Origin of the sequence: Thermocatellispora tengchongensis, assembly GCF_014202315.1 — a bacterium.
GTDB classification, from domain to species: Bacteria; Actinomycetota; Actinomycetes; order Streptosporangiales; family Streptosporangiaceae; genus Thermocatellispora; species Thermocatellispora tengchongensis.
The window spans coordinates 23,936-43,987 of record NZ_JACHGN010000039.1 but is presented as its reverse complement, the minus strand read 5'-3'; the positions used below and the strand labels follow the sequence as shown (position 1 = coordinate 43,987).

General features: G+C 72.1%; 17 protein-coding genes. 2 read left to right on the top strand and 15 right to left on the bottom strand.

The genetic code is table 11. The annotated features are described in order from the left end of the window. Positions 1-36: 36 nt before the first annotated feature. The 15 genes from HNP84_RS49200 to HNP84_RS49130 all read right to left on the bottom strand — a co-directional run bounded on the left by HNP84_RS49200 (position 37) and on the right by HNP84_RS49130 (position 17,546). Positions 37-2,613 (bottom strand): phenylalanine--tRNA ligase subunit beta, encoded by a 2,577-nt coding sequence (locus tag HNP84_RS49200; protein WP_185057061.1) that lies wholly within the window; start codon positions 2,611-2,613, stop codon positions 37-39. Further along, the gene (gene pheS, locus HNP84_RS49195; protein WP_246519614.1) at positions 2,613-3,653 is read right to left on the bottom strand and encodes a phenylalanine--tRNA ligase subunit alpha; all 1,041 of its coding nucleotides are present in this window, start codon (positions 3,651-3,653) and stop codon (positions 2,613-2,615) included. Before pheS ends, HNP84_RS49200 begins: the two co-directional genes overlap by 1 nt. A gap of 169 nt (positions 3,654-3,822) precedes the next feature. Further along, positions 3,823-4,980 (bottom strand): sensor histidine kinase, encoded by a 1,158-nt coding sequence (locus HNP84_RS49190; RefSeq protein ID WP_185057078.1) that lies wholly within the window; start codon positions 4,978-4,980, stop codon positions 3,823-3,825. Positions 4,981-5,117: 137 nt separating this feature from the next. Then, entirely contained in the window at positions 5,118-5,921 is an 804-nt protein-coding gene (locus tag HNP84_RS49185; RefSeq protein WP_185057059.1) for a TrmH family RNA methyltransferase, read from the bottom strand. A 123-nt stretch (positions 5,922-6,044) separates the two neighbouring features. Continuing rightward, positions 6,045-6,425 carry a 50S ribosomal protein L20 gene (gene rplT, locus HNP84_RS49180; RefSeq protein WP_185057058.1) on the bottom strand — a complete coding sequence of 127 codons (381 nt, stop codon included), beginning with the start codon at positions 6,423-6,425 and terminating at the stop codon, positions 6,045-6,047. Between the two features lie 37 nt (positions 6,426-6,462). Next, positions 6,463-6,657, bottom strand: coding sequence for a 50S ribosomal protein L35 (rpmI, locus tag HNP84_RS49175; RefSeq protein WP_185057057.1), 195 nt, complete (start codon positions 6,655-6,657; stop codon positions 6,463-6,465). 115 nt (positions 6,658-6,772) lie between these two features. Further along, a complete protein-coding gene (gene infC, locus HNP84_RS49170) occupies positions 6,773-7,357 on the bottom strand; it encodes a translation initiation factor IF-3 (protein ID WP_312927405.1) in 585 nt (194 codons plus the stop codon). Positions 7,358-7,716: 359 nt separating this feature from the next. Further along, complete coding sequence (locus HNP84_RS49165) at positions 7,717-8,541, bottom strand: shikimate dehydrogenase (RefSeq protein WP_185057056.1); 825 nt, start codon at positions 8,539-8,541, stop codon at positions 7,717-7,719. Between the two features lie 2 nt (positions 8,542-8,543). Further along, entirely contained in the window at positions 8,544-9,557 is a 1,014-nt protein-coding gene (mltG, locus tag HNP84_RS49160; protein ID WP_246519608.1) for an endolytic transglycosylase MltG, read from the bottom strand. A gap of 585 nt (positions 9,558-10,142) precedes the next feature. Then, the gene (gene ruvX, locus HNP84_RS49155) at positions 10,143-10,622 is read right to left on the bottom strand and encodes a Holliday junction resolvase RuvX (RefSeq protein WP_185057054.1); all 480 of its coding nucleotides are present in this window, start codon (positions 10,620-10,622) and stop codon (positions 10,143-10,145) included. A 1,538-nt stretch (positions 10,623-12,160) separates the two neighbouring features. Then, entirely contained in the window at positions 12,161-14,833 is a 2,673-nt protein-coding gene (alaS, locus tag HNP84_RS49150) for an alanine--tRNA ligase (protein WP_185057053.1), read from the bottom strand. Between the two features lie 73 nt (positions 14,834-14,906). Further along, positions 14,907-15,137, bottom strand: coding sequence for a hypothetical protein (locus HNP84_RS49145; protein ID WP_185057052.1), 231 nt, complete (start codon positions 15,135-15,137; stop codon positions 14,907-14,909). Beyond that, positions 15,134-15,559 (bottom strand): DUF948 domain-containing protein, encoded by a 426-nt coding sequence (locus HNP84_RS49140; RefSeq protein ID WP_185057051.1) that lies wholly within the window; start codon positions 15,557-15,559, stop codon positions 15,134-15,136. The genes HNP84_RS49145 and HNP84_RS49140 overlap by 4 nt, the downstream gene beginning before the upstream one ends. Before the next feature lie 190 nt (positions 15,560-15,749). After that, on the bottom strand, positions 15,750-17,057 hold the full coding sequence (locus tag HNP84_RS49135) for a replication-associated recombination protein A (RefSeq protein ID WP_185057050.1): 1,308 nt from the start codon (positions 17,055-17,057) through the stop codon (positions 15,750-15,752). Positions 17,058-17,084: 27 nt separating this feature from the next. Continuing rightward, entirely contained in the window at positions 17,085-17,546 is a 462-nt protein-coding gene (locus tag HNP84_RS49130) for a DUF2231 domain-containing protein (protein ID WP_185057049.1), read from the bottom strand. 172 nt (positions 17,547-17,718) lie between these two features. On the opposite strand from HNP84_RS49130, the gene HNP84_RS49125 reads away from it, so the two are divergent. Both HNP84_RS49125 and HNP84_RS49120 read left to right on the top strand, forming a co-directional pair. After that, positions 17,719-18,642 (top strand): peptidylprolyl isomerase, encoded by a 924-nt coding sequence (locus tag HNP84_RS49125; RefSeq protein WP_185057048.1) that lies wholly within the window; start codon positions 17,719-17,721, stop codon positions 18,640-18,642. An 87-nt stretch (positions 18,643-18,729) separates the two neighbouring features. Continuing rightward, a complete protein-coding gene (locus HNP84_RS49120) occupies positions 18,730-19,968 on the top strand; it encodes a cytochrome P450 family protein (RefSeq protein ID WP_185057047.1) in 1,239 nt (412 codons plus the stop codon). Positions 19,969-20,052 lie beyond the last annotated feature (84 nt).

Sequence of the window (20,052 nt, the reverse complement as noted above, 5' to 3'; positions counted from 1 at the left end):
GCCGGTACGCCGCGTGCGTACCGGCCCTTCGGTGTCTCAGGCGCCGCGGAGCTGGGCGCCCAGGCGTTCCGTCGCCAGGGAGACGGCGGCGTCGCGGGCCGCGGTGGTCTCCTCGACCGTCAGGGTGCGGTCGGGGGCGCGGAAGCGCAGGGAGTAGGCCAGGGACTTGTTGCCCTCGCCCACCTGGGCGCCGGTGTAGACGTCGAACAGCCGGATCGACTCCAGCAGCTCGCCGGCGCCCTCGCGCAGGGCCTGCTCGACCGTCGCCACGGGGGTGGCGGCGGGGACGACCAGGGCGACGTCCTGGGTGGCGACCGGGTAGGACGAGATCGCCGGGGTCTGGACCGGGCCCGGGAGGCCGCGCTCCAGGCGGGTGAGCTCGATCTCCATCGCGCAGGTGCGCGGCGGCAGGCCGTACGCCTCGATCACGCGCGGGTGCAGCTCGCCCGCGTGCCCGATCAGCTCGTCGCCGACGTGGATCGCGGCGCAGCGGCCCGGGTGCCACGGCTCGTGGGCGTCGGCCGAGACGACCGGGACGAGCCTGGCCTCGCGGACCACGGTGCGGGCCGCCTCGATCGCGTCGGCCCAGCCGGCCGCGCGGCCGCCGCCCCACCAGCCCGAGCGCTCGCGCTCGCCCGTCAGCACCACCGCGACCCGCAGCGGCTGCGCGGGCAGCGCGGCCTCGACCGAGGCCAGCTCCTCGGGCCTGGGCCGGCGGCTGACCGGGAGCACCGGGGCCTTCTCCGGCGCCCCGGGCTCGGGCCGGTAGACGGCGCCGACCTCGAACAGCGCGACGTCGGAGAATCCGCGGCCCACGTTGCGCACCAGCGTCTTGAGCAGTCCGGGCAGCAGCGTGGTGCGCATCAGCGGCTCGTCCTCGCTGAGCGGGTTCGCCAGCCTGGTCGCCACGCGGCGCGGGTCGCCGGCCGGCAGTTGCAGGTTGTCGAAGTCGCGCTCGCCGAGGAACGGATAGGACAGCACCTCGACGTACCCGGCCGCGGCCAGGGCCCGGCCCACCCGGCGGCGCAGCCGCTGGCCCTCGGTCAGGCCGCCGCCCGCGGGCGCGGCCGGCAGCACCGAGGGCAGCCGGTCGTAGCCGACGAGCCGGATGACCTCCTCGGCCAGGTCGTTGGGGTCGGTCAGGTCGGGACGCCAGGTCGGCGGCGTGACCGTGATCAGGTCGGTGGCGCCCTCGGTGACGTCCAGCGCGTCGCCGAGGTCGCCGCCGGAGACCACGCCGGTGGCCGCGGCGCCCGAGGCGGACGCGCCGCCCGCCGTGGCCGCCGCCGGCTCGGTCGCGGTGACGGTGCAGCCGACCTGCTCCAGATGGCGGATCACGACCTCGCGGCCGTACGCCATGCCGGCGACGCGGTCGGGGTGGTCGGCGGGGATCGTGATCCGCACCGGATCGACCTCGATCGCGGCGTGGGTGACCCCCGGCGCGGCGGTGCCGCCGCCCAGCTCGACCAGCAGCTTGACCGCCCGCCAGGAGGCGTACAGCGGCAGCTCGCGATCGACGCCGCGTTCGAACCGCTTGGACGCCTCGCTGACCAGGTTGTGCCGCCGGGACATGCGGGCCGTCCCGGTGGCGGAGAAGTGGGCCGCCTCGATCACCAGCTCGGTGGAGCTGCCGGAGATCTCGGTGGCCAGGCCGCCCATGGTGCCGGCCATCGAGATCGGGCCCGACCCGTCGGTGATCAGGATGTCGTCGGGGTGGAGCTTGCGCACGACGTGGTCCAGGGTCTCCAGCGTCTCGCCCGCGCGCGCACGGCGTACGACGATCTCGCCGGTCAGCTTGGTGCGGTCGAAGGCGTGCAGGGGCTGGCCCAGCTCCAGCATGACGTAGTTGGTCACGTCCACGGCGAGCGAGACCGGGCGCATGCCCGCGCGAAGCAGGCGCACCCGCATCCACAGCGGGCTGGGCGCGGCCGGGTCGAACCCGCCGACCTCGCGCAGCACGAACCGGTCGCACGCGCTCGGGTCGCCGATGGAGGCCGGGTAGGCGGCCTCGGCGGTGTCGGGCAGGTCGAGGTCGGCCGGGTCGCGGAACGGCACGCCGAACGCGATGGCCGCCTCGCGCGCCACGCCCCGGATGGACAGGGCGTAGCCGCGGTCGGGGGTGATCTCCAGCTCGATGACGTCGTCGCGGAGCTGGAGCAGCTCCACGATGTCGGCGCCGATGGGCGCGCCGGGCTCCAGCACCAGGATGCCGGGCGAGGAGTCGGCGATGCCCAGCTCGGCCTCCGAGCAGATCATGCCGTCGGAGACCCGCCCGTACGTCTTGCGGGCGCCGATCTCGAACCCGCCGGGCAGCACCGCGCCGGGCAGCGCGACCGGAACCCGGTCGCCCACCGAGAAGTTGGTCGCCCCGCACACGATGCCGCGCGGCGCGGCCTCGCCCACCTCCACCTGGCAGTAGCGGATGGGCTTTTTGAACTCGGTGAGCTCCTCGATGTCGAGGACCTCACCCACCACGACGTTCTTGATCTCATGCCCGTGGGAGGTGATCGACTCCAGCTTCAGGCCGGCGGCCGTGAGCTTGTCGGCCACCTCGTGGGCGGTGACCGCGGGAAGGTCGACGTACTCCCGCAGCCAGCTCAGCGGGACCTTCATCAGACCTCCATCCCGAACGGGAGCGTGAAGCGCACGTCTCCCTCGACCATGTCGCGCATGTCCTCGGCGTTGTGGCGGAACATCAGGGTCCGCTCGATGCCCATGCCGAAGGCGAAGCCGGAGTAGCGGCGCGGATCGACGCCGCAGGCGACCAGCACCCGCGGGTTGACCATGCCGCAGCCGCCCCACTCGATCCAGCCCTCGGACTTGCAGGTGCGGCACGGGGGGTTGCCCGGCACCGCGGACGAGCCCCGGCACACGAAGCACTTCAGGTCCATCTCGGCGGACGGCTCGGTGAAGGGGAAGTAGTTGGGCCGGAACCTGGTCGTGATGCCCTCGCCGAACATGACCTCGGCGAAGCGGTCGAGCGTGCCCTTCAGGTGGGCCATGGTCAGGCCCTCGTCCACGGCCAGCCCCTCCACCTGGTGGAAGACCGGGGTGTGGGTGGCGTCGAGCTCGTCGGTGCGGAACACCTTGCCGGGCGAGATGACGTACACCGGCAGCGGGCGCGAGAGCAGGGCGCGGATCTGCACCGGCGAGGTCTGGGTGCGCAGCACCTTGCCCGACTCGACCGACTCCACGAAGAAGGTGTCGTGCTCGGAGCGGGCCGGGTGGTCGGGCGCGATGTTCAGCGCGTCGAAGTTGAACCACTCGCCCTCCAGCTCCGGGCCCTCGGCCACCTCGTAGCCCATCGCCACGAACGCGTCGGCGATGCGCTCCTGGAGCGTGGTCAGCGGGTGGCGGGCGCCGACGGGGCGGGCGTCCCAGGGAAGGGTGACATCGACGGTCTCCTCGACGAGCACCCGTTCGTCGCGCTCGGCTTCGAGCTTGGCCTGGCGCGCGGCGAGCGCCTCGCCGATGGCCTTGCGCGCGCCGCCGATGCGCTTGCCGGCCTCGGCGCGGGCCTGCGGGGGCAGGGCCCCGATCTCACGGTTGGCGAGCGCGATCGGCGAACGGTCGCCCGCGTGCGCCAGGCGTACCTGCTTGAGTTCATCGAGGTCGCGGGCCGCCGCTATGGCGGCCAGGGCGTCGGCCTGCATGCGCGCCACCTCATCGGCGTGCAGCGGCGTCACCTCGACCGGGTCGTAGTTAGACAACTTGAGGGCTCCGAATCCAGGACTTGAGCGGCCATGAGTCTAGTGCTTTCCGCGGGGGCGCCCACCGGCGGAAGCGGCCCGCTCGCCTGGTGTTTCGAGTCGCGGGCTCGGCTCAGGCGAAGTCGGGGGTGCCGGTGGGCACGGTAAATCGGAACTCGGCACCGCCCTCGGGGCCGCGCTGCACGGTGACGGTGCCGCCGTGCGCCTCGACCAGGCCCTTGACGATGAACAGGCCGAGCCCGGTGCCGCCCCGGCGGCGGCCGGGGCCGCGCCAGAACTGCCGGAACACGCGCGGCGCCAGCTCGGGCGCGATGCCCTCACCCTGGTCGCGCACGGACACGGCCACACCCCATTCAATCGGTTCCACGACTATTGTCACCGTACCGCGTCCGTGACGCACCGCGTTTTCCAGCAGGTTGGCCAAGATCTGATCGATCTTGTCCTGGTCGAGCCACGTCTCGGGCAGCTCGCCGTGGACCTCCAGGCGGAAGCGGTCCTCGGGCTCGCCCGCGGCCACCCGGCCGGCGATGATCCGGCGCACCCGGGCCGGGATGTCCACGACCTGGCGCCGCACCTGGAGCCGCCCCGACTCGATCCGCGAGACGTCCAGCAGCTCGGTGATCAGCCGGGTGACCCGGTCGGCGTCGGCGTTGACGGTCTCCAGCATGACCAGCTTCTGGTCGTCGGTGAAGCGGTTCCACTTGGCGAGCAGGGTGGCGGTGAAGCCCTTGACGCTGGTCAGCGGGGAGCGCAGCTCGTGGGCGACGGTGGAGACGAGGTCGGCGCGGCTGCGCTCCAGCCGGGCGCGGGCGCCGTTGTCGCGCAGCGTGATCGCCACCCGTACGACGTCGCCGCCGCGCTCGGGCTCGCGCACCAGCCTGGCCGCGATCAGCAGCTCCTGCCCGCCGGGAAGCTGCACCGGGCACTCGGGCTGGCGGCTGCGGGTGCGCAGGCCGCCGCACGGGTCGAGCCACTTCCACCACTCGCGGCCGTCCTGGTCGCGAAAGGGGAAGACGTCGCGGATGTCGGCGCCGAGCGCGCGCTCGCGGCTGACCCCGGTCAGGCGGGTGGCGGCCCGGTTGACCACCAGGACGCGGCCGGTGGCGTCGACGACGATGACGCCGTCGGGGAGGTCGTCGGCGGAGATGACGCAGCCGCGGTCGCGGGCCTGGGCGGACGCGAGCCCGTCGCCCGCGGCGCTCTCGCCGTCCGCGTCGGTGCTGACGCCGGGGCCGGTGCCGGGATCACGATGGCGGCCCTGGACGGGCAGGAGCGGCGTGGCGTCGGGCGAGGACGCCGGGCGCGCGGCATCGACGCGCTGCCGATCGACGTTCTCTCCCAGCACTACCCCGCCTCCTCGACCCTACAAGGCCGACAATAGCGGGTTTCCCGCATCGTGCGGCAGCCTCACTTTTCCCGTTGAGTGCGGGCGGACGCGTACAAACATACCGCTGCGGCGGTGGCGAGATTGAGGCTCTCGGCCTGGCCGTAGATGGGCACGCGGACCACTTCGTCGGCCAGGCGCAGCACCTCGTCGGGCAGGCCCCACGCCTCGTTGCCGAAGATCCACGCGGTGGGCCCGGACAGGTCCACGTCGTCGAGGGTGCGCTCGCCCGCGCCGTCGGCGGCCAGGACGCGCATGCCGCACTCCTTCAGCCGGCCTACGGCCTCGGCGACGGGCGCGCCGGTGGCCACCGGGAGGTGGAACAGGCTGCCCGCGCTGGCGCGCACGCACTTGCCGTTGTAGGGGTCCACCGAGGCGTCGGTGAACACCACCGCGTCGGCGCCGGCGGCGTCGGCGGTGCGCAGCACGGTGCCCGCGTTGCCCGGGTCGCGTACGTGCGCCAGCACCGCCACCAGGCTCGCGCCCGGCGTGACGGCCTGTGCCAGCGGCACGTGCACCAGCTTGCACACCGCGAGCAGGCCCTGCGGGGTGACGGTCTGGGCCAGCTCGGCCATGACCTCCCCGCTGGCGAGGTGCACCGGCACCCCGGCCCCAGCCGCGGCGGAGACGATGTCGGCGTGCCGGGCCTCGGCGCCGGCGGTGACGTACAGCTCGGCCACCACCCCCGGGAGCCTGAGCGCCTCCCTGACGGCCTGCGGGCCCTCGGCGAGGAAGGCCAGGTCGCGTTCGCGGAACGCGCGCTTGGCGAGCCTCCTGGCCGCCTTCACCCGCGGCGACCTGATGTTGGTCAGCTCGGTTCTGGCCATGCGCGGTACGGTCCTTGCCCCGAAGTCCTCCACGAAAGCGAAACGCCGTGATCCCCAGCGGGGTCCTCGCGTGGCTGGGGCGGCGCGAGGACCGTCACCGCTGTGAGATCACGGCCAGGGACGTCAGGCGACGGGCGCGTTGACGTCGGCGGGCAGGGCCTTCTTGGCGGTCTCGACGAGGGCCGCGAAGGTCTGCGCGTCGTTGACGGCGAGGTCGGCCAGGATCTTGCGGTCCACCTCGACCCCGGCGGCCTTCAGGCCCTGGATGAACCGGTTGTAGGTCAGGCCGTTCTGACGGGCCGCGGCGTTGATCCGCTGGATCCACAGGCGGCGGAAGCTGCCCTTGCGGTCCTTGCGGTCGCGGTAGGCGTAGGTCAGAGAGTGGAGCATCTGCTCCTTGGCCTTGCGGTACAGACGCGACCGCTGACCCCGGTAACCGCTCGCCCGTTCGAGTACGACCCTGCGCTTCTTCTTGGCGTTGATCGCCCGCTTCACGCGTGCCATTTGTATCTATCTCCCCGGGGATTCGTTCGTACTCGGCTTACTTGGCGAGCAGCTTCTTGATCTTCTTCGTGTCGGCGTCGGACATCACCACGTCGGGGTGGAGACGGCGCGTCAGCTTGGACGACTTGTGCTCGTTGTAGTGCGCGCGGTTCGCCCGGCGACGAATGATCTTGCCCGACCCGGTGAGCCGGAACCGCTTCTTCGCACCGCTGTGCGTCTTCATCTTCGGCATCTCAGCCGTCTCTCCCTCGTTCGCTCGTGCCGATGTCCCGGGCCGGTCACCCGAGTCAAGGGCATGCCTGACTACGAGACCGGACCCGGTCTCGGCGCTGACGTGGGCCTGCCGCCTACTCCTGGGGCTCGGCGGTCCCGGCCTCCCGCGCCGGCGCGTCACCGCGGCGCGATCTCGCCGCGGCCTTCTCGGCCTTGGCCTCGGCCTTCTTCTTGTGCGGCCCGATCACCATGATCATGTTACGGCCATCCTGCTTGGGCTGGGACTCGACGAAGCCCAACTCCGTCACGTCCTCGGCCAGCCGCTGCAGGAGCCTGAACCCCAGCTCGGGACGGGACTGCTCCCGGCCCCGGAACATGATCGTGACCTTGACCTTGTCTCCCGCCTTGAGGAACCGCACCACGTGACCCTTCTTGGTCTCGTAGTCGTGCGGGTCGATCTTCGGCCGGAGCTTGATCTCCTTGATGATCGTGTGCGCCTGGTTGCGGCGCGCCTCGCGCGCCTTCATCGCGGACTCGTACTTGTACTTGCCGTAGTCCATGAGCTTGCACACGGGCGGGCGAGCCGTCGCCGCGACCTCCACGAGGTCGAGGTCGGCCTCCTGAGCCAGCTTCAGCGCATCGTGAATGGAGACGATGCCGACCTGCTCGCCGTTCGGGCCGACGAGGCGGACCTCTGGCACACGGATACGCTCGTTGATGCGGGGCTCGGCGCTGATGGGACCTCCCAGGTTTACGTTACTGCGTTACGTACCTCGGCCGCCCTGCGGACGGCCGCCACGTGCTTGATCGTGCCGGGAACCCTCGCGGATCGCGCTCCCCCAAGCTCGCGAAATGCGAAATGCCCCGCACGTCGCGCATGCGGGGCCACCGAGCCCGCCATCGCGGGCCCACTCCGGGCCGTCACGCCCGGAAGTGATCCTTGACCCGTCGGCCCAGTGGCCGATCAGGTGGGAGGAAAACCTCCGCTTGCGCGTCCAGCAGGCATGCCGGACCGATCAGGCACTTACGTTACCACAACGCCCGCCGCCCGCCGAATCTTCCCGCCGGCGGGCGGTGCTCAGGACGCCCGGCGCTCCAGCTCGGCCTGCCCGGCGGCGCGCATCGCCTCGACCGGCGCGGGCTCGCGGCCCGTCATCAGCTCGACCTGCCGGACGGCCTGGTGGAGCAGCATCGGGAAGCCGCCGACGACCGTGCCGCCCGCGGCGCGTACGGCGCGGGCCGCGACCGTGGGCCAGGGCGAGTAGACCACGTCGAACAGCGCGGGCACGGCGGCCAGGAGGGGTGCGAACGCGTCGGCGGCCCCGGACGGCAGCGTGCTGACCACCAGATCGACGTGGATCAGCGCGTCGAGCTTGTCGAAGGTCTCCACGGCCAGCGCCATGCCCAGCCGCTCGGCCGCCTCCAGGGTGTCGCCCGCGCGGGACGGCTCGCGTACGACGAGGGTGGCCTGGCCCAGGCCCAGCTCCCGCAGCGCGGCCAGGGCGGAGGCCGCGGTCGCGCCCCCGCCCAGGATCGTGGCCGAGGCGGGCGCGCCGACGCCGGCCTCGGCCAGCGCGCGGACGATGCCGTACACGTCGGTGTTGTCGCCGTGCCTGCGGCCCTCGCGCAGCACGATCGTGTTGGCGCCGCCGACCTCGACGGCGAGGTCGGAGACGGTGTCCACGACCCGCAGCGCCACCCGCTTGAGCGGCATGGTCAGCGACAGCCCGGCCCACTCGGGGCCGAGGCCGTCGAGCAGGGCGGGCAGCCGGGCCTCGTCGCACTCGATCGCGTCGTAGCGCCACCCGTCCAGCCTCAGCGCCGCGTACGCGGCCCGGTGCAGGACGGGCGAGAGTGAGTGGGCGATCGGCGAGCCGAGCACCGCGGCCCTGGGTCCGGTCACGCTCAGCCGCCCTGGTAGTTGCGGTTGAACTCGTCGCGGAGCTTCCAGAACTCCGCCTCGGAGTCGGTGAACTTGGTGATGCCGCGCTTGGGATCGACCGTGACGAAGAACAGCCAGCTGCCCTTGGCCGGGTTCAGCGCCGCCTCGATGGCGTGGTCGCCCGGATTGGAGATCGGGCCGGGCGGCAGGCCGTGGCGGGCGTAGGTGTTGTAGGGCGAGTCGCTCTTGGTCTCGGCGTCGGTGGCGGCGATGCCGTACTTGTTCAGGCCGTACATGACCGTGCTGTCCATCTGCAGCTTCATCGGCGGGTTCAGGGCCAGGCGGTTGTAGATCACGCGGGCGACCTTGGGCATGTCGTCCACACTGCCGGACTCGGCCTGCACGATGCTGGCGATGGTCAGGATCTGGTGCTGGGTGAAGCCCAGCGCCTTGGCCCGCGAGGCGATGCCCGCCTGCTCCAGCGCCTCGTCGTGGCGGTCCTTGAGCGTCTGCAGGATGTCGGACGCGGTCATCTTGGGGGTGATCTCGTACGTGGCCGGGAACAGGTAGCCCTCGACCTTGCCCTTGGCCGCCGCCGGCAGTTCCAGGTTCTTGGCCGCCTCCTGGAACTCCTTGACCGGCTTGCCGGTGGACTTCTCCAGCTCGGCGTAGATCTGGCTGGCCCGCAGGCCCTCCTTGATCGTCACCTTGGCGAGGAGCCTGAGCTTGGGGTCCAGCAGGGTGACGGCGCTGGCCGCGGACATGCCCTTGCGCATCTTGTAGTCGCCCGGCTGCAGCGAGGAGCTCTTGCCCGCGGCGTCGATGGCGTTGGTGAAGGCGCGGGCGCTCTTGACCACGCCCTGCTCCTCCAGGATCTGCGCGACCTCGGCCGCGCTGGCCCCCGGCCGGATCTCCACGATGACCTCGCCGGAGCCCTCGCCGGTGTAGTCGTCGGGCACCGTCACGTCGCGGAGCCAGGTGTAGCCGTAGTAACCGGCGCCGCCGATGAGGCCCACCAGCACGATCAGCGCCAGCATCGGCGCGAGGAAACCACCGCGGTTGCGGCGACGACGGCGCCGCCGCCCTCCCCTGCGCCGGCCGTTGCGCCCGGCCGCGGAACGGCGACTTCGACCATCGTCGTCTTCGGACCCCAGCAGGAAGTCCATATCGAGATCATTCATAGGTGCGCTGGCCAATCTCCCGGTACGAACGGCCTGGCGTCAAGCGGAACGCCCAAACCGAGGGGGCACCGAGCAATCCGTGCCCGTACGCGGCGGCAGGCGGGTGTCGGTCTCCTCTGTCCGACGTGTTTCGGGCGCGGCCCACCGGCCATCAACGTATCCCGAGGTAAGCGTGCAACATCTCCCGGTATCTCACGAACTCGCCTTCTTTGTCAGTGAATTTCGTGATTCTATGCTCAGGCGTGGTCATGGCGCGGCCACAACCGACCACCTGGTCTGGGTGAAGGGCGACATTGCCCCAACATTGCCGCGATGGCTGTATGCCCCCACGCCACCGCCGTAGTCCCTCGTCCAGGTAAGTGTTCGATGCCCAACACCCCGCGGACGCCGTAACCCGAACACCTCCGCGTACGCCGCCATCCGGACGCCTTCGACCGATGATCACTCGGACGCTTCCCCGGCGCCGCCGCCGGCCTCCACCGCCGTCCCCGGCGGCCGCCCGGTGGCCCGCTCGCCGTCCAGCGCCGACTGCAGAATGATCACGGCCGCCGCCTGGTCCACCACGTCCCGCTGCCGCTTCCCGCGTACGCCCCCGGCCCGCAGCCCCTGCTGCGCGCTCACGGTGGTCATCCGCTCGTCCACCAGCCGCACCGGCGTGGGCGCGAGTCGCACGGCCAGCTCCCCCGCGAAGTGCCGCGTCACCGCCGCGGCGTGACTCTCCCGCCCCGACAACGAGGTCGGCAGCCCCACCACGACCTCGACCGCCTCGTACTCGGCCACGATCTCCGCGATCCGCGCGAAGTCGCCCTTCCCCCGGCGCACGGTCTCCACCGGCGTGGCCAGCACCCCACCCGGATCGCTACGCGCCACCCCGATCCGCACCGCCCCCACATCGATCCCGACCCGCACCCCGGCCCTCATGACCCTCCCTCCCGCACGAACACGCCCGCCCAAGAGTAAAGGCCCCCGACCCGAAGCCCGCACACGTTCACGCCCGCTTCAGCCCCATTCAGCACAAGAACACGCAAAGACGACCTCCCTGCGCCCCGAACACAGGCGACCGGACAGAGCCATCACCCGGCCCGCACCCCATCCGGCACGCCGAAGCCCCGGCGGTCACGCGGACACCCGCCGCGCCCTCAGGGGCAGGCCACTGGGTGGTGCGCGGTGCCTGGCGTTCCACGCGCCCGGAGGGCTCTCGCCCAGCGGTCCGCGGTCCCAGCGTCACCACGCCGAGCTGCCTCCGACGGGGCAGGTGGCAGTCCGAGCCATCCCCCACACCGACCCACCTCCGGCCCGACAGGCGGCGATCCCGGCCGACCTCACACCGACCGACCCACCTCCGGCGCGGCGGGCGGGTGTGGCGACGGGCGCATGGGGCCGCACAGCGGACCCCATCTCGCACACGGTGTTGAGGTGAATCCGGGGGCGGCTCCGCTATGGGACAACCGCGCGGGCATCCGGTCCCGCCCTCAGGCGGGGGCGGCACCAGCACGTGCAGGCGCGACGCCACCTCGTGGGCGGCGCCCTCCGCTTCGCCCCACTATGTGCCCACTTGGTAGCAGTCCCCGCATCGAGGGCCTCCGCGCACGCGGTGCCACGGTCAGGGCGCCCGCAGGGCACACGGCCCCACTCATCCGCAAGCCCGCAATGGGAACGCGCGCGCAGCGGGGCGCGCCACAGCGCCCCACGCCCGGGGAATGCCCGCCTCGCTCCCGCTCACCAACGTGGTGGGCGTCGGCTGATTGGCGCGTGCGCACGACGCGAACCTCGGAGTTTGCCGTGCACGAGCGGCCGTCGAAGGTCACCCATCGGCCCTGCGGCCCGGCACACGGCCCGACCTCGCGGCGGTTTCCAAAGATCAGTGCGCGGCATGGACCGCTGTGGGTGCGGCCCCGCACATGGTGCGCCGCAGGACGGAGGCTGGCGCGAGACGGACGCGGGCCCGAGACGGATAGCGGCCCAGGGGGGCCGGAAGCGCGCAGCCGCCGCCGGGTTCGCCCTCACCACGTGCGTATGCGCAAGGTGCGCCTTCCGGCACCACCCCATTGGGGGCGGCTCACGCGGGTGCGGTTCCAGCGGGCATCGCCCCGGCCACGCCCATCCAACGTCGCCGCGAACGGGCGCCAGCAACATGGGCACGCCGCAACCCAGGCCACGCCCAGGCACCCCAGCCCCCGCTCCCCACGTCCGGCCCTCGCTCCCGGAAAGCTCGCAGCGGGAGCGAGTCACATGCCGCAACGCGGGACACACCCGGGCATCCCTGCCCCGGTCCCCACCCGTGCCGCAACCAGGAGCGGAGGCAGGCCGCATGTCCGGTTCCGTGCTCTGAATAAGGGCCCGTGCGGGGTGCCCGGCTGCGCCGGCTGGTTCGTGGGATCGCGTCGGGTGGGAGGGACGGCGGGGTGGGGCCGACCCCGGGGCCGATGCCCCCGGGGCGGGGGCATCGGCGGTGGGTGTCAGGACAGGTGGCGGGTGACGGTTTCCTCTACGGCGCGGAGGGCGTCGGGGATGGCCTCGGGGCGGGTGCCGCCGCCCTGGGCGATGTCGTCCTTGCCGCCACCGCCGCCGCCGAGGGCCTTGGCCGCGACGCCGACGAGGGCGCCGGCCTTGAGGCCGCGGTCGCGGGCGGGCTCGTTGGCCGTGGCGACCACGACGGGGCGGTCGGCGGGGACGCCGGTGATCACGACGACCGCGGGGCGGTCGGCGGGGAACCTGCCGCGTACGTCCAGTGCGAGCTTGCGCAGGTCGTCGGCGGAGGTGCCGTCGGGGACGCGGTGGACGACGAGGGAGACGCCGTGGACGTCGCGGGCGCCGGTGGCCAGTTCGCCCGCGACCGCGAGGACCTGGGCCGAGCGCAGGCGCTCCAGCTCCTTCTCTGCGGAGCGCAGCCGGGTGACGATGCCCTCGATGCGCTCGGGCAGCTCCTCGCGGCGGGCCTTGAGCTGCTCGCTGAGCTGGGAGACCAGTACGCTCTCGCGGGCCAGGAAGCGGAAGGCGTCCAGGCCGACCAGGGCGTCCACGCGGCGCACGCCGGCGCCGATGGAGGACTCGCTCATCACCTTGATCAGGCCGAGCTGGCCGGAGCTGGCGACGTGGGTGCCGCCGCACAGCTCGCGGGAGTAGTCGCCGACCTCGACGATGCGGACCTCGTCGCCGTACTTCTCGCCGAACAGCGCCAGCGCGCCCATCGCGCGCGCCTCGGCCTGGGAGGTGATGAACGCGTTGACCCTCAGGTCGTTGATCAGGACCGCGTTGACCTCGTCCTCGACGTCGCGCAGCACGGTCGGGGGCACCGCGCCCGCCGCGGTGAAGTCGAAGCGGAAGCGGCCCGGGGAGTTCTCCGAGCCCGCCTGCGCCGCGGACTCGCCCAGCGCGTTGCGGAAGCCGCGGTGCACCAGGTGGGTCGCGGTGTGACTGCGCGAGATCGCGCGCCGCCGCTCGACGTCGATCTCGGCGTGCGCCGCGTCGCCGACGCGGAGCTCGCCGGAGCGGACCTTGCCCCGGTGCACGATCACGCCCGAGACCGGCTGCTGGACGTCCACGACCTCGACCTCGGCGCCGGAGGTGCGGATGACGCCCTGGTCGGCGAGCTGGCCGCCGCCCTCGGCGTAGAACGGGGTGCGGGCGAGCACGACCTCGACCGTGGTGCCCGCGCCCGCCGCCGGGACCGAGCCGCCCTCGACGAGGATGCCGATGACCTCGGACTCGGCGTCGGTCTGGTCGTAGCCGAGGAAGTCGACCTTGCCGGCCTTCTCCAGGATCTGCCCGAACACCGAGATGTCGGCGTTGCCGGTCTTCTTCGCCGCCGCGTCGGCCTTCGCCCGGTCGCGCTGCTCCTTCATCAGGCGGCGGAAGCCCTCTTCGTCCACCTGGAGGCCCTGCTCGGCCGCCATCTCCAGGGTCAGGTCGATCGGGAAGCCGTAGGTGTCGTGGAGCTGGAACGCCTGCGCGCCGGGCAGCACGCCCTGGCCCTTGCGCTTGGCCTCCTCGACCGCCACGTCGAAGATCGCGGTGCCGGTGCGCAGGGTGCCGAGGAAGGACGCCTCCTCGGCGTCGATCACGGTGTGGATGTTGGCCGCGTCGGCCTTCAGCTCGGAGTACTGCGCCGACATGACCTCGATGGTGGTCGCGGTCAGCTCGTGCATGTAGCGCTCGTCGCCCGCGCCGAGCAGGCGCAGGTTGCGGATCGCGCGGCGCAGCATGCGGCGCAGGACGTACCCCCGGCCCTCGTTGGAGGGCAGCACGCCGTCGCCCACGAGCATGACGCCCGCGCGCATGTGGTCGGCGACCACGCGCAGCGAGACGTCGGCGCGGGGGTCGCGGCCGTAGCGGGAGCGGGTCAGCTCGGCGGCGCGGTCGAGGATCTTGTAGGTGGTGTCGATCTCGTAGATGTTGTCGACGCCCTGCAGGATCGCCGCCATGCGCTCCAGGCCCATGCCGGTGTCGACGCTCTTGGCGGGCAGCTCGCCGAGGATCTCGTAGCCCTCCTTGACCGGGCCCTCGCCCCGCTCGAACTGCATGAACACGTTGTTCCACACTTCGAGGTAGCGGTTCTCGTCGGCCACCGGCCCGCCGTCGCGGCCGTACTCGGGGCCGCGGTCGTAGTAGATCTCGGTGCAGGGCCCGCACGGGCCGGGCACGCCCATGGACCAGAAGTTGTCCACCATGCCGCGCCGCTGGATGCGCTCGAGCGGCACGCCGACCTTCTTGTGCCAGATGTCGGCGGCCTCGTCGTCGTCGTGGTAGACGGTCGCCCACAGCCGGTCCTCGGGGAAGCCGAAGCCGCCCTCGGACTCGGGCTTGGTGAGCAGCTCCCACGCGTACGGGATCGCCTGGTCCTTGAAGTAGTCGCCGAAGGAGAAGTTGCCCAGCATCTGGAAGAAGCTGGCGTGCCTGGTGGTCTTGCCGACCTCGTCGATGTCGTTGGTGCGGATCACCTTCTGCGCGCTCGTCGCCCTCGGGTAGGGGGGCTTGCGCTGCCCGAGGAAGTAGGGCTTGAAGGGCACCATGCCCGCGTTGACCAGCAGGAGCGTCGGGTCCTCGGCGATCAGGCTGGCCGAGGGCACGACGGTGTGCCCACGCTCCTCGAAGAAGCGCAGGAAGCGGCGCGCGATCTCTGCCGACTCCATTTCAGCGGCCATCCTTTGCAGTAGTGAATGTGTGGAGGCTTCCTACCGTACTCACCCGGCGGAGTGATCTCGCCTAGTCGGTGGATTCAACAGTGTCAAGACCGTACTCGGCCCGCAACTCGCTTTCGCGCTTCGCCGCGGCCTCCAGGGCGTCGCCGGCGAAGGCGCGGACCTCGGCCAGCAGGCCGCCGGCCCGGCCGGCGGCGCGGCGCGCGACGTGCTCGGGGTGCAGGGCCTGCAGCTTGCGCATGACCCAGACGGCCAGGGCCGCGCCGACCGCGAGGTAGAACAGCCGCCGGATCATCGCGGCAGCCTTCTCTGCCCGGTACGCCCGCCGCGCACGGCCGTCGCCCCGTTCGCGCCGTTCGCCCCGTTCGCGCTCCTGGCGGCGGCCGCGGCGCGCACGCCGTGGCCGAGCGCGGAGATCTTGATCAGCGGCCCGGCGATGAGCGTGGAGGCCACCCCGCTGACCCGGGCCATGTCGCCGCTGACCCGCTTGACGTCGGTGGCGATGGCCTCGACGGCGACGAGCTGCCGGTTGGTCTCGGTGACGGTGGCCGAGACCTCCTCCATCAGCGGCACCACGCGCTCGCCCAGCTCGGAGACCATCTTGGCGGTCTCGGTGAGCAGGCGGGCGGCCTTGATCAGGACCATGGCAAGAAAGCAGACCAGGATCGCCCAGAAAACGGCGACGATCAGGCCCGCGACCTCTCCCGCGGTGAGCATGGCGGTTTCCGTCCCCTCGTTGCGTGACCCGGCGCGCGGGCGGCGAGTGGATGCTCCCCCCGCCCGTCTCGCCGCGCCTCGTCGGCGGGCGGGACCCCTTGGGCGGAAGGCTCAGGGTGACGACCCTATCGTGTCGCGGGCCCCGGGCCGCCGAAGCGGCGTACGGCGGCGCTTCGGCGGCCCGCGGACGTCACGGCTTTCTGAGGAAGTCGCGGATCCTGGCCCAGCGTTCGGCGACGGCGGCCTCGGCGCCGTGCCTGGTCGGCTCGTAGTAGCGGCGCTCGCGCAGCTCGCGGGGCGCGTACTCCTGGCGGACCAGGCCGTGCTCGAAGTCGTGGGGGTACTTGTAGCCGTCGCCGTGGCCGAGCTTGGCGGCCCCGGCGTAGTGGGCGTCGCGCAGGTGGCCCGGCACCTGGCCGATCAGGCCCCGGCGTACGTCGTCGGAGGCCGCGCCGATCGCCTTGACCACGGCGTTGGACTTGGGGGCGAGCGCGCAGTGGATCACGGCGTGGGCGAGGTTGATGCGGCCCTCGGGCAGCCCGATGAACTCCACCGCCTGCGCCGCCGCCACCGCGACCTGGAGGCAGGTGGGGTCGGCCATGCCGACGTCCTCGCTGGCGAAGATGACGATCCGCCTGGCGATGAAGCGCGGGTCCTCGCCGGCCTCGACCATGCGCGCCAGGTAGTGCAGCGCCGCGTCGGCGTCGGAGCCGCGCATGCTCTTGATGAAGGCGCTGATGACGTCGTAGTGCTGGTCGCCCTGCCGGTCGTAGCGGACCGCGGCCTTGTCCACGGCGCGCTCGACGACCTCGACGGTGATGTCGTCGTCGAGCAGGGCGGCGGCCTCCAGATAGGTCAGCGAGCGGCGGGCGTCGCCGCCCGCCAGGCGTACGAGGTGGTCCAGGGCCTCGGGGCGGAGCGTGACCCGGCCGCCCAGCCCGCGCTCGTCGGCGACGGCGCGCTCCAGCACGGCGCGGATGTCGCCTTCGGACAGCGACTCCAGGGTGAGCAGCAGCGAGCGCGACAGCAGCGGCGAGATGACGGAGAAGAACGGGTTCTCGGTCGTGGCGCCGATGAAGGTGACCCAGCGGTTCTCGACCGCGGGCAGCAGCGCGTCCTGCTGCGCCTTGTTGAAGCGGTGCACCTCGTCCACGAACAGGACGGTCTGGCGGCCGGTCATGCCGAGCTCGCGGCGGGCCTGGTCGATCGCGGCCCGGACCTCCTTCACGCCGGCCGAGACCGCGGAGACCTCGACAAAGCGGCGCTTGGTGACGCCGGCCACGACGTAGGCCAGGGTGGTCTTGCCGGTGCCGGGCGGGCCCCACAGGAACAGCGACATGGGGGCCTCGCTCTCGACCAGCCTGCGCAGCGGCGTGCCCGGCCCGAGCAGGTGGCGCTGGCCGAGCACCTCGTCGAGGGAGCGCGGGCGCATGCGGACGGCCAGCGGCTCCTGGCCCCTGTGGGCCTCCTCGGCCGCCGAATCGAACAGGCTATCCACATCACGACACTACCGCGTGCGCGGCACTCAGCTCGACCAGACGGCGGTGGCGCCGGTGTGCCCGGCCCGCGCCACGTAGAAGCCGGCGACGACGGCGAGGACGACCGTGAGGGCCGACAGCGCGTATCCGGCCGCCTTGCCGGCGCGCTGCGGGAGGAAGACCATGACGAGCGAGGCGGCCCCGAGGCCGAGGGTGCTGAACAGCAGCGGGTTGGCGAAGGCGGAGTGGTCGCCGATGAGCTGGGCCATCTGGGCGGGGGGCTCCTGGCCGCCGAACATGCGGTCGTACAGGGCCTCGCCGCTCTGCTTGGCGGCGAAGACCGACACGGGGGCGGCGACCGCGAGCAGGACGACCGCCCATCCGATGCGGTCGCGCCAGCGGGGCACCACGGCGTACGCGATGGACATCAGGACGGCGAGCGGGGTCAGCACCACGGCGGCGTGAATGATCAAGGGATGCGCAGGAAGGCCGAGGATTTCGTCGAACATGTGGGTCGCTCCGGGATATGTGATGACGGGTGGTTTTTACTACGGATGCCGACATCATCGGGTTCTTTCCTGAAGGACTTGTGAGAGCCGCACTTACGTCCTCCACACGCGCGGGACCGGTACGATGCGCCAAGTCAAATGCAAAGAAGCGGTGATTCTGGAGGACATACCGGTGAGCGGCGAGGACCAGAGCGAGCTGGCGCGTCAACACAGGGAGCGACAGGCGCAGCGGGCCGCCGTGGAACGCCAGACGGCCAAGGCCAGGCGGAACATCATGCTCGCCGCAGTCTTCGGAGTGGTGGTCGTGGTGGGCGGGGTGGTCGCCGCGACCACCCTGACGGGCGGGAGCGACGAGAGCGGCGACGTGAGCGCGGCCACCACCCCGTCGGCGTCCGCGACGCCGTCGGCCTCGGCGAGCGAGTCGGCCGAGCCGTCCGCGACGCCGTCGGCCCCGGCCAACGCGAGCGCGATCACCTGCGAGTACCGCAAGGACACCAGCGGCAGCCCGGCCAAGAACGTCGGCATGCCGCCCTCGAAGCCGAGCCTGCGGTGGAAGACGATGACGCTGTTCACCAACCAGGGTGACATCGTCATCGAGCTCGCCACCCAGCAGGCGCCGTGCACGGTGAACTCGCTGGCGTTCCTGGCGAAGAAGAACTTCTACGACAACACCAAGTGCCACCGCCTGGCCACCCCGGAGAACTCCGGGCTGGCGATCCTGCAGTGCGGCGACCCGCAGGCCAAGGCCGACGGCAAGAACCCGACCGACGGCCAGGGCAGCTCGGGCTACGTCTTCAACGACGAGAACCTGGGCGGCATGTCCTACGGGCGCGGCACGGTGTTCATGGCCCAGGCGCCCGACGCCTCCAACCAGAACGGCAGCCAGTTCGCGATCTCCTTCGCCGACGACACGGCCCAGCTCGACTCGCAGGCCGCGTACACGCCGTTCGGCACGGTGGTCAAGGGCATGGAGATCATCGACAAGGTGGCCGCGGGCGGCTTCCTGGTCAACCCGGAGGACATCACCGGCGACGGCGGGTCCACCGCCCCCAAGATCCCGGTGGTGATCAAGAACGTCCGGCTGTCGGTGAAGTGAGCCCGGCCCGCGACGGCGGTGCGGGGCGGGCCGGGGGCTCCTAGGGTTGGGGCGAAGGGATCTTTCCCAGCCCGATAGGAGCGGCCCGTGTCCGATGACCCCTCGCCGTCGCGGCAGCCGGAGAAGCTGCCGTTCGAGTTCCTGCTCTCGCCCGCGTTCGCGGCCGATCCGTACTCCGCCTACGCGGAGCTCCGCGAGCGCGGGCCGGTGCACCCGATCGACTTCCCGCCCGGCACCACGTCCTTCCTGGTCCTGGACTACGAGCACGGCCGCGCCGCGCTGAGCGACCCCCGGCTGTCGAAGGACCCGGAGAACGCCCCGGAGTGGTACCGGGCGATGCTGGCGCAGGGCGACATCCCCATCGGCGGCAACATGCTGATGGCCGACGCGCCCGACCACACCCGGCTGCGGCGCGTGGTGTCGCGGGCGTTCACGCCGCGCCGGGTGGAGTCGCTGCGGCCGAGGATCCAGCAGATCACCGATGAGCTGATCGACGCGATGCGGGCGAAGGGCAGCGCGGATCTCATCGAGGATTTCGCCTTCCCGCTGCCGATCGTCGTGATCTGCGAGCTGCTCGGCGTGCCCGCGGAGAACCGCGAGCGGTTCCGCGAGTGGTCCAGGCTCCTCATCACGCCCGCGATGACGCCCGAGGCCATCGCGCGGCGCTCCGCCGCCCACCGGGAGAGCCGGGCGTACTACGCCGAACTGGTCGCCGAGCGCCGCGCCGAGCCGCGCGACGACCTGGTCAGCGCGCTGGTCTCGGCCGCCGGCGAGGACGACGGGCGGCTCACCGAGGCCGAGCTGATCTCCACGCTGGGGCTGCTGCTCATCGCCGGCCACGAGACCACGGTCAACCTGATCGCCAACGGCACCCTGGCCCTGCTGCGCAACCCGGACCAGCTCGCGCTGCTGCGCGAGCGGCCCGACCTGATGCCCGCGGCGGTGGAGGAGTTCCTGCGCTACGACAGCCCGGTCGAGCGGTCCACGCTGCGGGTGGCGCTGGAGGACATGGAGATCGCCGGCACGCCGATCCCGGCCAAGAGCTTCGTGCACGTGTCGCTGGCGGCCGTGCACCGCGACCCCGCGGCCTTCCCCGACCCCGACCGGCTGGAGATCCGGCGCGAGGACAACCGGCACGTCGCCTTCGGCCACGGCCCGCACTTCTGCGTGGGCGCGCCGCTGGCCCGGCTGGAGGGCCAGATCGCGTTCACCACGCTGCTGGACCGGCTGCCCGGACTCGCGCTGGACTGCCCGCCCGAGGCCCTGGAATGGCGCGTGTCGGGCGCGGTGGTACGCGGCCTGGCCGCACTGCCCGTCCGCTTCTGACGCCTTCTGCGGCCCCCTGAGCGCTTCTGGGGCGCACACACGCAAAGGGAGCCCCGTGCGGCGCACGGGGCTCCCTGGCGCTTC

What these genes read in the sequence shown, in the direction of transcription:
- HNP84_RS49200 (WP_185057061.1), bottom strand. Translation starts at nt 2,613, where the DNA reads ATGAAGGTCCCGCTGAGCTGGCTGCGGGAGTACGTCGACCTTCCCGCG.
- pheS (WP_246519614.1), bottom strand. Translation starts at nt 3,653, where the DNA reads ATGCAGGCCGACGCCCTGGCCGCCATAGCGGCGGCCCGCGACCTCGAT.
- HNP84_RS49185 (WP_185057059.1), bottom strand. Translation starts at nt 5,921, where the DNA reads ATGGCCAGAACCGAGCTGACCAACATCAGGTCGCCGCGGGTGAAGGCG.
- rplT (WP_185057058.1), bottom strand. Translation starts at nt 6,425, where the DNA reads ATGGCACGCGTGAAGCGGGCGATCAACGCCAAGAAGAAGCGCAGGGTC.
- rpmI (WP_185057057.1), bottom strand. Translation starts at nt 6,657, where the DNA reads ATGCCGAAGATGAAGACGCACAGCGGTGCGAAGAAGCGGTTCCGGCTC.
- mltG (WP_246519608.1), bottom strand. Translation starts at nt 9,557, where the DNA reads ATGCTGGCGCTGATCGTGCTGGTGGGCCTCATCGGCGGCGCCGGTTAC.
- ruvX (WP_185057054.1), bottom strand. Translation starts at nt 10,622, where the DNA reads ATGAGGGCCGGGGTGCGGGTCGGGATCGATGTGGGGGCGGTGCGGATC.
- alaS (WP_185057053.1), bottom strand. Translation starts at nt 14,833, where the DNA reads ATGGAGTCGGCAGAGATCGCGCGCCGCTTCCTGCGCTTCTTCGAGGAG.
- HNP84_RS49145 (WP_185057052.1), bottom strand. Translation starts at nt 15,137, where the DNA reads ATGATCCGGCGGCTGTTCTACCTCGCGGTCGGCGCGGCCCTGGCCGTC.
- HNP84_RS49140 (WP_185057051.1), bottom strand. Translation starts at nt 15,559, where the DNA reads ATGCTCACCGCGGGAGAGGTCGCGGGCCTGATCGTCGCCGTTTTCTGG.
- HNP84_RS49130 (WP_185057049.1), bottom strand. Translation starts at nt 17,546, where the DNA reads ATGTTCGACGAAATCCTCGGCCTTCCTGCGCATCCCTTGATCATTCAC.